The sequence below is a fragment of the Bradyrhizobium canariense genome, assembly GCF_018130465.1.
GTDB classification, from domain to species: Bacteria; Pseudomonadota; Alphaproteobacteria; order Rhizobiales; family Xanthobacteraceae; genus Bradyrhizobium; species Bradyrhizobium canariense_C.
This window is the reverse complement of sequence record NZ_JAFCKJ010000002.1, coordinates 613686-626084: the sequence shown is the minus strand read 5'-3', so window position 1 is coordinate 626084 and position 12399 is coordinate 613686. Positions and strand designations below refer to the sequence as shown.

The 12399-nt window shown below is 64.8% G+C and carries 9 protein-coding genes; 7 read left to right on the top strand and 2 right to left on the bottom strand.

Annotated elements, in window-relative coordinates; genetic code table 11:
* The first annotated feature begins 64 nt into the window (after nt 1-64).
* The 7 genes from JQ591_RS07160 to JQ591_RS07130 all read left to right on the top strand — a co-directional run bounded on the left by JQ591_RS07160 (nt 65) and on the right by JQ591_RS07130 (nt 8590).
* Complete coding sequence (locus JQ591_RS07160; protein ID WP_211395307.1) at nt 65-1219, top strand: iron-containing alcohol dehydrogenase; 1155 nt, start codon at nt 65-67, stop codon at nt 1217-1219.
* 18 nt (nt 1220-1237) lie between these two features.
* A complete protein-coding gene (locus tag JQ591_RS07155) occupies nt 1238-2788 on the top strand; it encodes an AMP-binding protein (RefSeq protein WP_211395306.1) in 1551 nt (516 codons plus the stop codon).
* 288 nt (nt 2789-3076) lie between these two features.
* Nucleotides 3077-4675 (top strand): ABC transporter substrate-binding protein, encoded by a 1599-nt coding sequence (locus JQ591_RS07150; RefSeq protein WP_211395305.1) that lies wholly within the window; start codon nt 3077-3079, stop codon nt 4673-4675.
* Nucleotides 4676-4710: 35 nt separating this feature from the next.
* On the top strand, nt 4711-5658 hold the full coding sequence (locus JQ591_RS07145; protein WP_211395304.1) for an ABC transporter permease: 948 nt from the start codon (nt 4711-4713) through the stop codon (nt 5656-5658).
* A gap of 9 nt (nt 5659-5667) precedes the next feature.
* Complete coding sequence (locus JQ591_RS07140; RefSeq protein WP_211395303.1) at nt 5668-6561, top strand: ABC transporter permease; 894 nt, start codon at nt 5668-5670, stop codon at nt 6559-6561.
* On the top strand, nt 6561-7571 hold the full coding sequence (locus JQ591_RS07135; protein ID WP_211395302.1) for an ABC transporter ATP-binding protein: 1011 nt from the start codon (nt 6561-6563) through the stop codon (nt 7569-7571). The genes JQ591_RS07140 and JQ591_RS07135 overlap by 1 nt, the downstream gene beginning before the upstream one ends.
* Nucleotides 7568-8590, top strand: a complete 1023-nt coding sequence (locus JQ591_RS07130; RefSeq protein WP_211395301.1) for an ABC transporter ATP-binding protein — start codon at nt 7568-7570, stop codon at nt 8588-8590. The genes JQ591_RS07135 and JQ591_RS07130 overlap by 4 nt, the downstream gene beginning before the upstream one ends.
* Before the next feature lie 106 nt (nt 8591-8696).
* Here JQ591_RS07130 and JQ591_RS07125 read toward each other — a convergent pair whose 3' ends face one another.
* Together JQ591_RS07125 and JQ591_RS07120 are read right to left on the bottom strand one after the other, a co-directional pair.
* Nucleotides 8697-10673 (bottom strand): acetyl-CoA carboxylase biotin carboxylase subunit, encoded by a 1977-nt coding sequence (locus tag JQ591_RS07125; RefSeq protein ID WP_211395300.1) that lies wholly within the window; start codon nt 10671-10673, stop codon nt 8697-8699.
* The gene (locus tag JQ591_RS07120; RefSeq protein ID WP_211395299.1) at nt 10670-12286 is read right to left on the bottom strand and encodes an acyl-CoA carboxylase subunit beta; all 1617 of its coding nucleotides are present in this window, start codon (nt 12284-12286) and stop codon (nt 10670-10672) included. Before JQ591_RS07120 ends, JQ591_RS07125 begins: the two co-directional genes overlap by 4 nt.
* Nucleotides 12287-12399 lie beyond the last annotated feature (113 nt).

The window sequence follows — 12399 nt, the reverse complement described above, 5'->3', positions numbered from 1 at the left end:
ATGCCGCCAGCGCGGTTAGACTACCCCCAACAAAAACAAGACGAATTGTCCGGGGAGAACAGGCGTGCACCAGGGACGTGTCGTTTACGGCGCGATCGAGGAAGTCGTGTTCGGTCACCCCGCGGCCGAGGCCGTGGTCGCGCAGATGGACCGGCTGGGGACGCGCCGCGCCTTCCTGATGGTCTCGGGCACACTCAACCGGCAGACCGACGAAATCGCGAAGATCAAACAGGCACTCGGCACGCGTTGCGCCGGCCTGTTCGACGCCATGCCGGCGCACTCACCCCGCGAGGCGGTGATCGCCGCCACCAATGCTGCACGTGAAGCGGGCGCCGACCTGATCGTCACCGTGGGCGGCGGCTCGATCACCGACGGCGCCAAGGCGGTGCAGCTCTGCCTTGCTAACGGCATCGACGACGTCGACGGCATCGAGCGTATCCGCGTGCACAAGGGCGTCGCGCCCGAGATGACGGCGCCGACCGTGCGTCAGATCAGCGTCCCGACCACGATCGCCGGCGGTGAGTTCAGCTCGATCGCGGGCGTCACCGACCGCACCACCCATGTGAAACAGATGCTACGGCATCCGCTCACGGTGCCGCGCGCGACCATCCTCGATCCCGCCATCACCGTGCACACGCCGGAATGGCTGTTCCTCTCGACCGGCATCCGCGCCATCGATCATTGCGTCGAGGCGATCTGCTCGCGCGAGACGCACCCCTATGCCGACGCACAGTCGGTGAAGGGCCTCGCGATGCTCGCTGACGCGCTGCCGCGGGTGAAGGCAGACCCGTCCGACCTCGACGCGCGAATGGATGCGCAGATCGGCACCTGGCTGTCGATGGGCGCGCTCGCCGCCGGCGTGCCGATGGGGGCGAGCCACGGCATCGGTTACGTGCTGGGCGCAGCCTTCGACGTACCGCATGGCTACACCTCCTGCATCATGCTGCCGGCCGTGATGCGCTGGAATGCGCGCGACAATGCCGAGCGCCAGATGACCGTCGCGGCCGCGATGGGCTTTCCCGGCCTCATGGCGGCCGATGTGCTGGATGCCTTCATCCGCTCGCTCGGCATGCCGCGCAGCCTCGCTGATGTCCGCGTCTCGCCGGAGCATTTCGACGCCATCGCGGAAGCTGCGATGCGCACGAACTGGATCCCGCGCAACCCGCGCAAGATCGACGGCCCCGCGCAGTTGCGCGAAATCCTGCTTCTTGCCGCATGATCTAAAGCCGGAGGACCGATGTACCCAGGTCAGCATGCCCGCCTGCGCCCGCTCCAGCCCGCCTTCATCATGGCAGCGACCGGCGAGGCCGTCACCTATCGCGAGCTCGATGCGCGCAGCAACCGGCTGGCGCACCTGTTCCGCAAGCACGGATTGAAGCGGCTCGACCACTACTCGATCTTCATGGAGAACAATTCGCGCTACCTCGAAGCCTGTGGCGCGGGCGAGCGCTCCGGGCTGTACTACACCTGCATCAACTCGTTCCTGACGCCGGGCGAGCTCGCTTATCTCCTGGTCAACAGCCAGTCGAAAATCCTGATCACGTCGGTTGCGAAGCTCAATATCGCCCGCGAGGCAATCCAGGCCTGCCGCGATATCAAGCTGTGCATCGTCGCCGACGGTCCCGGCGAGAGCGAGCGCATTGTCGGCCTCACTGAGGTGACCGCCGATCTTCCGAAGACACCAATCCCGGATGAATGGCTCGGCACCGCCATGCTGTATTCATCGGGCACGACGGGACGGCCGAAGGGCATTATCCGGCCGCTGCCGGAGGAGCCGCCGAAGCACAATCTGCCGCTTTTCGACTTCCTGACAAAGCTCTGGCACTACCGCGAGGGCATGATCTATCTGTCGCCCGCGCCGCTCTATCACTCCGCGCCGCAGGCCGCGGTCAACCTGACGATCCGGATGGGCGGCACCGCGATCATCATGGAGACGTTTGATCCCGAACGTTACCTCCAGCTCGTCGAGCGGTGGGGCGTCACCCACACCCAGCTTGTGCCGACGATGTTCTCACGCATGCTCAAGCTGCCGGAGGAGGTGCGAAAGCACTACGACCTCTCCTCGATCGAGATCGCGATCCATGCCGCCGCGCCCTGCCCGGCCCTGGTGAAGGACGACATCATCAAATGGTGGGGACCGATCATCCACGAATATTACGGCGCAACCGAAGGCCTTGGCTTCACCGCCTGCGACAGCGCGGAATGGCTGGCCCATCGTGGCACCGTCGGCAAGGTGCTGCTCGGCGACCTTCATATTCTCGACGAGAATATGAAGCCATGCCCCGCCGGCACGCCGGGACAGGTCTGGTTCAAGACGGCCTCGCCGTTCGAATATTTCAACGACCCGGAGAAGACCAAGGAAGCGCGATCGGCCGACGGCAGCATGAGCACGGTCGGCGACGTCGGCTATGTCGACGAGGATCGCTTCCTCTATTTAACGGACCGCGCGACCTTCATGATCATCTCCGGCGGCGTGAACATCTATCCGCAGGAGTGCGAGAATTTGTTGATCACCCATCCGAAGGTCGCGGACGCCGCGGTGTTCGGCGTGCCTAATCCCGACCTCGGTGAAGAGGTGAAGGCGGTGGTGCAGCCGATGCCCGGCATCGTGCCGGGCGAGGCGCTCGCCGAAGAGCTGATCGCCTTCTGCGGGGCGTCGCTGTCGCGGCAAAAGGTGCCGCGCTCGGTCGATTTCGAGAAGGAGTTGCCGCGGCTGCCGACGGGGAAGCTGTACAAGCGACTGTTAAGGGACCGCTATTGGGGGAACAAGGCGTCCAGGATTGTGTGAGGGGTAGCCACAAACTCGGTGTCGTCCCGGCGAAGGCCGGGACCCATAACCCCAGGGAGTAGTTTGGCGAAGACCAGACGTTCGGTACTCCAACCTACCAAAATCGATAAATCACGCGGTAGGGGTCCCGGCCTTCGCCGGGACGACACTGGAGACTGTGTCCTTCCGTCATCCGAATTGTCGAGAGCATCACTGCCCTTGCCGGTTGCCTCGCCGCGCACGCGTCGCTATCGTCCCCTCAAACAGGCCGCAAAAGGCCCAAAAGACTAATGTCCAGGGAGGACGAGGATGCGGAGCGTACGGGCGCTCGCCGCGACGGCGGCGCTATCTTTGCTTGCGTTTTCGACCATTGCACTTGCCGGCGAGCCCAAGCAGGGCGGCATTTTGCGGATGTATCACCGCGACAGTCCCGGCAATGCCTCGATCCACGAAGGAGCGACCTACTCGCTCAATGTTCCCTTCATGCCGGTGTTCAACAACCTCGTCATCTACAAGCAGGACGTGGCGCAGAACAGCATGGACACGATCGTGCCCGAGCTCGCCGAGAGCTGGGCCTGGGTCAACGACAACAAGACACTGACCTTCAAGCTGCGCGCGGGCGTGAAGTGGCACGACGGCAAGCCGTTCACCTCGGCGGACGTCAAATGCACCTTCGACATGCTGATGGGCAAGTCGCAGCAGAAGTTCCGGCAGAACCCGCGCAAGACCTGGTACGAACAGGTCAACGACGTCTCCACCAACGGCGATCTCGAGGTCTCCTTCAACTTGAAGCGGCCGCAGCCTTCGCTGCTGGCGCTGCTCGCCTCGGGCTACACACCGGTCTATCCCTGTCACGTCTCGCCCGGCGACATGCGCACGCACCCGATCGGCACAGGCCCGTTCAAGTTCGTCGAGTTCAAGGCCAATGAATCGATCAAGCTGACCCGCAATCCCGACTATTGGCGCAAGGGCCGGCCCTATCTCGACGGCATCGAGTTCACCATCATCCCGAACCGCTCGACCGCCATCCTCGCCTTCGTCGCCGGCAAGTTCGACATGGCCTTCCCGACCGAGGTGAGCATCCCGCTCCTGAAGGACGTCAAATCGCAGGCGCCGAACGCGGTTTGCGTGGTCGAACCCAACAATGTCGCCACCAACATCATCGTCAATTCGTCCGCGCCGCCGTTCGACAATATCGATATCCGCCGCGCCATGGCGCTGTCGCTGGACCGCAAGGCCTTCATCTCGATCATGTTCGAGGGTCAGGGCGACGTCGGCGGCACCCTGCTGCCGCCGCCGAACGGGCTGTGGGGCATGCCGAAGGAGATGCTCGAGAGCATTCCGGGCTACGGCCCCGACATCAACGCCAACCGCGAGGAAGCCAAGAAGCTGATGCAAAAGGCCGGCTACGGACCGGATAAGCATCTCGCCGTCAAGGTCTCGACCCGCAACATCCCGGTCTATCGCGATCCCGCCGTGATCCTGATCGACCAGCTCAAGAGCATCTATATCGACGGCGAGCTCGACGTGGTCGAGACCGCGAACTGGTTCCCGAAGATCGCGCGCAAGGACTACATGCTCGGGCTCAATTTGACCGGCAACGCCGTCGACGATCCCGACCAATCCTTCTACGAGAACTATTCCTGCGGCTCCGAGCGCAACTACACCAATTACTGCAACAAGGAGATCGAAAAGCTGTTCGACGTGCAGTCCCAGGAGACCGACCTCAACAAGCGCAAGAAGCTGGTGTGGGACATCGACAAGAAGTTGCAGGAAGATGTCGCCCGCCCGATCATTTTCCACGCACGCACCGGCAGCTGCTGGCAACCTTACGTCAAGGGCGTGACGGTGATGTCCAACAGTTCCTATAACGGATACCGGTACGAGGATGTCTGGATGGACAAGTAGCGCAGGCGGCTGACGGGTTCGACGGGAGGCGATGCATGTTTGCCTATCTAGTGCGGCGCCTGTTGCTGATGCTCGTGACCCTGTTCGGGATCTCGATCGTCATCTTCTTCCTGCTGCGCATCGTCCCCGGCAACATCGTCGATATCCTGTTTGCCGCCGCCGGCTATGTCGACCCCGCCGACAAGGCCAGTCTGGAAAAAGAGCTCGGCATCGACCAGCCGCTGGTGGTGCAATATTGGCACTGGATCAGCGGTTTTCTACGCGGCGACTTTGGTTACTCCTATGTCTCGGAGAAGCCTGCACTTCAGGAGATCCTCCCGCGAATCCCGATCACGGCGCGGCTCGCCGGCCTGGCGCTGTTGTTCTCGGCGTCGATCGGCATTCCCTTGGGCGTCATCAGCGCGGTGAAGCAGGGCACGCGGCTCGACTACGCGCTGCGCATCGTCAGCCTGAGCGGATTGTCGCTGCCCTCGTTCTGGCTCGGTCTGCTCATCCTCACCGCCTCGGTGGCGATGTTCAACCAGATGCCGATCTTCAATCCCAATCCACAGACCTGGCTGGAAGCGTTTGCGACCTACGCCGTGCCCGCCGCCGCCGTCGGCTTCCGCAGCGCCGCGCTGACCATGCGCATCACCCGCTCCTCGATGCTGGAGGTGCTGCGGCAGGACTATATCCGCACCGCGCGTGCCAAGGGCGCGTCGGACGCCGCCGTGAACTATCAGCATGCGCTGAAGAACGCGATTTTGCCCGTCATCACCGTGATCGGCATCGAGGCAGCGTTCCTGATCGGCGGCCTCATTGTCACCGAGACCGTGTTCAACATCCCCGGCGTCGCGCGCTTCCTGGTCGAGGCGATTCGCTGGCGCGACTATCCGATCGTGCAGAACCTGGTGATGCTGATTGCCATCGTCGTGGTGAGCGCGAATTTCATCGTCGACATGCTGTACGCCGTGTTCGACCCGCGTATCCGGTACACGGATTAGGAGAGCTTGTTGGCTGCGATCGACTATGACGTTGAACTGAGGCGCGCCGGGGCGCACGCGACCGGCGGCTGGCGACGCGTGCTGTTTATGGCGCAGCGGCATGTGCTGGGTGCGGCCGGGCTCGTCATCATGACCCTGTTCGTGTTCACCGCGATCTTCGCCGACTTCATCGCGCGTTACGATCCGCTGACGATTGACGCCACCCGGGCGCTGGCGCGCCCAAGCCTGACACACTGGATGGGCACGGATTCCTTCGGCCGCGATGTCTTCAGCCGCATCATCCACGGCGCGCGGATCTCGCTGGCGGTCGGGATCGGCTCCACGGCGCTCGGCGGCAGCATCGGCGTGATCGTCGGATTGACCTCGGGCTATCTCTCCGGCTGGGTCGATCTCGTATTCCAGCGCGTCTCCGACGTCCTCCAGGCGCTGCCACTGCTGGTGCTGGCCTTGATCATGACCGCAGCGCTTGGGCCGTCCTTGCCGAACGTCATCATTGCGATCGCCATTCCGCTGATCCCGACTGTGTCGCGCGTGATCCGCGCCAACACGCTGGCGCTGCGCGAACTGCCATTCATCGAGGCCGCCAAGTCGATCGGCATGAGCGAGGTGCGTATCGCGCTGCGTCACGTGCTGCCGAACACGCTGGCGCCGCTGATCGTGCTTGCGACCGCGCAGCTCGGCTCGACCATCCTGACCGAAGCCTCGCTGTCTTTCCTCGGCCTCGGCATTCCCGAGCCTTATCCGTCCTGGGGCCGCATGCTCTCGGAATCCGCCGCCGAATATGTCCGCACGGCGCCATGGCTGGTGATCTTCCCGGGCATCGCCATCAGCCTCGCGGTGTTCGGCGCCAATCTGTTCGGTGACGCCCTGCGCGACATCCTCGATCCCCGGCAGCGCGGCTGATGGCTGATAAATCCGATCTCGTGCTCGATGTGAAGAACCTGAAGACGGTGTTCTTCACCAACTCCGGTCTCTTCAAGGCCGTTGACGATTTGTCCTTCAGCGTCCACCGCGGCGAGACGCTGGCGATCGTCGGCGAATCCGGCTGCGGCAAGAGCGTGACCGCGCTGTCGCTGATGCGGCTCGTGCCGGATCCGCCCGGCCGGATCGTGGGCGGGACAGTCTGCCTCGAAGGCACCGACCTTCTGTCGCTCGATGAAGCGCAGATGCGTGCGATCCGGGGGGATCGCATCTCCATGATCTTCCAGGAGCCGATGACCTCGCTCAATCCGGTGATGCGGATCGGCGCTCAGATCAGCGAGGCCGTGCGGCTGCACCGGACCGTGTCGACCAGGGAGGCACAGGACATCGCGGTCGAGATGCTGCGGCTGGTACGCATTCCCGAGCCTGCGCGGCGCGCCCGGGAATATCCGCACCAATTGTCCGGCGGCATGCGCCAGCGCGCCATGATCGCGATGGCCCTGGCCTGCCGGCCGGCGCTCCTGATCGCCGACGAGCCGACCACCGCGCTGGATGTCACCATCCAGGCGCAGATTCTGGCCTTGATCCTCGACCTGCAAAAGGAGCTCGGCACCGGGCTCGTTCTGATCACCCATGATCTCGGCGTCGTCGCCCAGACTGCCCAACGCGTGATCGTGATGTATGCGGGGAAAAAGGTCGAGGAGGCGACCGTGGAGGCGCTGTTCGCTGCTCCAAAGCACCCCTATACGCGCGGGCTGATGGCCTCGATCCCGGCGGTGCCGGCGTCCGGTCTCGCCGCGCAGGCGCGGCTGAACGAGATTCCCGGCACAGTGCCGTCGCTGGTGCGGCTGCCGAAGGGCTGCGCCTTCGCGCCGCGCTGCAAGCTCGCGATCAAGCGCTGCTTGGACGACTACCCGCCATTGCAGGACTGGGGTGGCGGCCACCTCGCCGCGTGCTGGCGGGCGGCGGACGTGGTGGAGGAAGTGGCATGACCGGGGCGCTGCTCGAGGTCACCGACCTCATCAAGCATTATCCGGTGCGCGCTGGCGTATTGCGCCGCCAGGTCGGCACCGTGCATGCGGTCGACGGCGTCTCATTTTCGGTTGGGGTCGGCGAGACGCTGGGCCTCGTCGGCGAATCCGGCTGCGGCAAGTCGACTGTGGCGCGCAGCGTGCTGCGGTTGGTCGAGCCGACCTCGGGCCAGATCCGCCTCGAAGGCGAAGACATCACGCATCTCTCCAAGTCCGCGCTGCGTCCGCATCGCCGCTCGATGCAGATCGTGTTCCAGGATCCGTTCGCCTCGCTCAATCCGCGGATGACAGCGGGCGACATCGTCGGCGAGCCGCTGGCAGTCCATGGGCTCGCGACCGGCAAGGCGCTGGAAGCGCGCACAGCAAAACTGTTCGAGCAGGTGGGCCTGCGACCCGACCAGATGCGCAACTTCCCGCACCAATTCTCCGGCGGCCAGCGTCAGCGCATCTGCATCGCCCGCGCGCTGGCGCTCGGGCCCCGCCTGATCGTCTGCGACGAGCCGGTCTCCGCGCTCGACGTCTCGATCCAGGCGCAGGTGATCAACCTCCTGATCGACCTGCAACGCGAGCACGGCTTCTCCTATCTCTTCATCGCGCATGACCTCGCGGTGGTCGCCCATATCAGTCACCGCGTCGCCGTGATGTATCTCGGCCGCATCGTCGAGATCGCCGACAAGGACGAGCTGTTCCGCAATCCACGCCATCCCTATACGCAAGCCCTGCTCGCCTCGGTGCCGGTTGCGAACCCGCTTGCGAAGAAGCTCGCGCCGCTGGTTGACGGCGACGTGCCGAGCCCGGTCAATCCGCCGCCGGGCTGTGCGTTTCACACGCGATGCCGGTTTGCGATGGAGCGATGCAGGACAGAGCGGCCGGCGTTGATGGAGGCGGGCGACGGGCACCAGGTGGCGTGTTTGCTGAACGAGGGGACGGGGCGAGGCCAGTCGCTCTCATGTCGTCCCGGCGAAGGCCGGGACCCATAACCACAGGATCGAGTTTGGCGACGACTCGGAGTTACCTGCTCGGCTCCGCTGCCTGGGAGTATGGGTCCCGGCCTTCGCCGGGACGACGAGTTGAGTTCGGGGTGCGCTAATCCGCCCCGATCTCGGCCACGACCCTGCCCGTCGTCACCTGCTCGCCCTCGGCAACGTCGATCGCGGCGACGACGCCGTCGATGCCGGCCTTATGGACGTGCTCCATCTTCATCGCTTCCAGCGTCAGCACCGGCTGGCCGGCGGTGACGTGGTCGCCTGGCTTGACCAGGACGGCAACGACGCGGCCGTTCATGGCGGCGCGAACCTTGCCGTCGCCACCATTGCTCGCAGCCGCCTTCGGCGCCGCCAGCGTGAGATCAGTGACAGCGAGTGGGATGCCGCGGTGCTGGAGGTAGAGCCGGTCGTCGTCGCGCAGGAATTTGGCGCCGTCCATCACATCGTCGTGGCGGAAGCGGATCGCGTCGAAATCGAGCTGGTCGATCTCGAACTTGTCCTCCCGGCCGTCGATGGCAACGGTGTAGCTGCCATCGCGTTCGCGCCAGACTTCGGGCTCATACCCGTGGCCCGCGATCTCGATCTTCGCCGGCAGCGGGAACGTTGCCGCGAGGCTCCGTCCACGACGCCACGACGGTGCCTGCGGGTTCGTGACGTAGAGCAGCAGGCCGGCCAAAGCCATATTGGATGCGGCGTCCGCGCGCGGCGCCAGCAACTCGTCGCGATGCGCGCCAATGAACGCCGTGGTCGCCTCGCCTTTGGCGAAGCCGGAATGACGCAGGCACGCCATCAGGAACGCCTGGTTGGTGGTGACGCCGAAAGCGGTGAGCTGCTCCAGGCCGACGATCAGCCGCGCCCTCGCCTCCTCGCGTGTCGCGCCATGGCTGATCACTTTGGCGATCATGGAATCGTAGAACGGCGGAATCTCCGAGCCCGATTGCAGCGCATGCTCGACGCGGATGCCATCCGGCACCTGCCAGCGCGCCATGCGCCCGGACTGCGGCATGAAATCATGCGCAGCATCCTCGGAGCACAGTCGCACCTCGATGGCGTGGCCTGTGAAGCGGATGTCCTGCTGTTTCACCGGCAATGGCTCGCCGCGCGCGACGCGCAGCTGCAGTTCGACGAGATCAAGCCCGGTGATCGCCTCGGTCACGGGATGCTCGACCTGGAGCCGCGTGTTCATTTCCATGAAGTAGAACTCGCCGCTCGAATCGAGCAGGAATTCCAGCGTGCCGGCGCCCTCGTAACGCAGCGCCTTCACGGCGGCGACCGCGACCTCGCCCATTTTCGCGCGCAGTTCCGGCGTCACCGCGGGCGACGGCGCCTCCTCGATCAGCTTCTGGTGCCGTCGCTGCACCGAGCAATCGCGCTCGCCGAGATGGATGGCGTTGCCATGGCTGTCGCCGAACACCTGAATCTCGATGTGACGGGGATTCTGGATGGCGCGTTCGAGGATCACCGTCGGATCGCCAAAGGCCGCCTTCGCCTCGGACCGCGCGCTACGCAGTGCGTCGGGGAACGAATTGGCATCCGACACGAGCCGCATGCCGCGTCCACCGCCGCCGGCGACCGCCTTGATCATCACGGGGAAGCCGATCTTTCTGGCCTCCGCGAGCATGACCTCATCACCCTGATCGGCCCCCTGATAGCCGGGCACGACGGGCACGCCGGCCTTTTTCATGATCTCCTTGGCACCGGCCTTGTGGCCCATTGTCTCGATCGCCTGCGGCGACGGGCCAATGAAAACGAGGCCGGCATCCTTGCAGGCTTGCGCAAACTCCTCGTTTTCGGCGAGGAAGCCATAGCCGGGATGCACGGCATCCGCGCCGCTGGCCTTTGCGGCCGCAATGATCGCGGCGATGTTGAGGTAGGATTGCGCCGGCAGCGCTTCGCCGATGCGCACGGCCTGGTCGGCCTGTTGCACATGAAGCGCGTCGCGATCCGCATCCGAATAGACCGCGATGACACCGAGGCCGAGCTCCCGCGCACTGCGCATCACGCGTAGCGCGATCTCGCCGCGATTGGCGATCAAGACCTTGAAGAACGGCCGGTGCTGCACTGATCCGTTCCTCATGGGCGAGCCACTGAAAACTGCATGCGCTGGGGCGTGCGCGCATCGCCCTCACGGCAGACCGCGAGCACTTCCGACAGCACCGCGCGGGTGTCGCGCGGATCGATCACGCCATCATCGAGCACGCGCGCGCTGGTCGAGAACACGTCCATCTGGCCGTCGAACACGCCGACGATCTGCGCCTTCATGGCGTCCAGCTTGTCCTTTTCGACCGGTTTGCCGCGACGCGCGGCAGCGGCCTCGGTCACGATCGCCATGGTCTCGGCGGCCTGCTCGCCGCCCATCACGGCAGTCTTGGCGTTGGGCCAGGAGAAGCAGAAGCGCGGATGGAAGCCGCGCCCGCACATGCCGTAGTTGCCGGCGCCGAACGAGGCACCGCAATAGATGGTGATCTGCGGCACCGTCGCAGACGTCACCGCCTGGATCATCTTGGAGCCGTGCTTGATCATGCCGGCCTCCTCATAGGCCTTGCCGACCATGTAGCCGGTGGTGTTGTTCAGATAGAGGATCGGCGTGCGGGTCTGGCAGCAAGCCTGGATGAAATGCGTCGCCTTGTTGGCACCGGCAGGATCGAGTGGGCCGTTGTTGGTGATGATGCCGATGGCCTGACTCTCGATGCGGGCATGGCCGCAGACGGTGGCGGGGCCGTAGTTCGGCGCCATCTCGGTGAAATCGGAATCGTCGACGATGCGCGCGATCACCTGCTTCATGTCCACGGAGCGCTTGTGGTCCATCGGCATGATGCCGAGCAGCTCATCCTGGTCGTAGCGCGGCGGCTTGAATTCCGACGCCGCCCTGACCGGCCGCTGCCATTCCAGCGCCGCCATGATCTCGCGCGCGATGCGCAGGGCGTCGCGGTCATCCTCGGCGAGATAGTCGCCGAGGCCGGAAACCTGCGTGTGCATCTCGGCGCCGCCAAGCTCCTCCTCGGTCGCGATCTCGCCGGTCGCGGCCTTCAGCAGCGGCGGCCCGGCGAGGAAGGCGCGGGTGCGGCCACGGACCATGACGATGTAGTCGGACAGACCGGTCTGATAGGCGCCGCCGGCGGTCGACGAGCCATGCGTCACGGTGACGACGGGCAGCCCTGCGGCCGAGAGCCGCGCGAGATTGCGAAAGATGTTGCCGCCACGGACGAAGTCTTCGACGCGGTAACGCAGGAGATTGGCGCCGGCGCTTTCGACGAGCTGGACGTAAGGCAGCTTGTTCTCCAGCGCGAGCTCCTGCACCCGCAGTGTCTTGTCGAGACCGTAGGGCTGAAGCGCGCCGGCATCGATGCCGGAATCGTTGGCGCTGATCATGCAGCGGATGCCCGAGACGAAGCCGATGCCGGCGATGACGCCGCCGCCGGGCACGCTCTTGTTCGCGTCCGGCACGTCGAACATGTAGCCGGCGAGCGTCGACAGCTCGATGAAGGGCGCGCCGGGATCAAGCACCAGCGCAACGCGCTCGCGCGGCAGCAACTGGCCGCGCTTGTGGAAGCGGTCTTTCGCAGCCGCCGAAGCCGCGCGCGTGCGCTCTTCCAGCGCGCGCATGCGGTCGATCAGGCCAAGCATGCCGTCGCGATTGGCGTGATAGGCGGCACTGCCGGGGGAAATGGTGTTTTCGAGAATGGACATAATTTGATCCTGTTCGTCATTGCGAGGAGCAAAGCGACGAAGCAATCCAGTCTGCATCCGCGGAGAGATTCTGGATTGCTTCGCTTCGCTCGCAATGACGGCTGGGGCAGTAC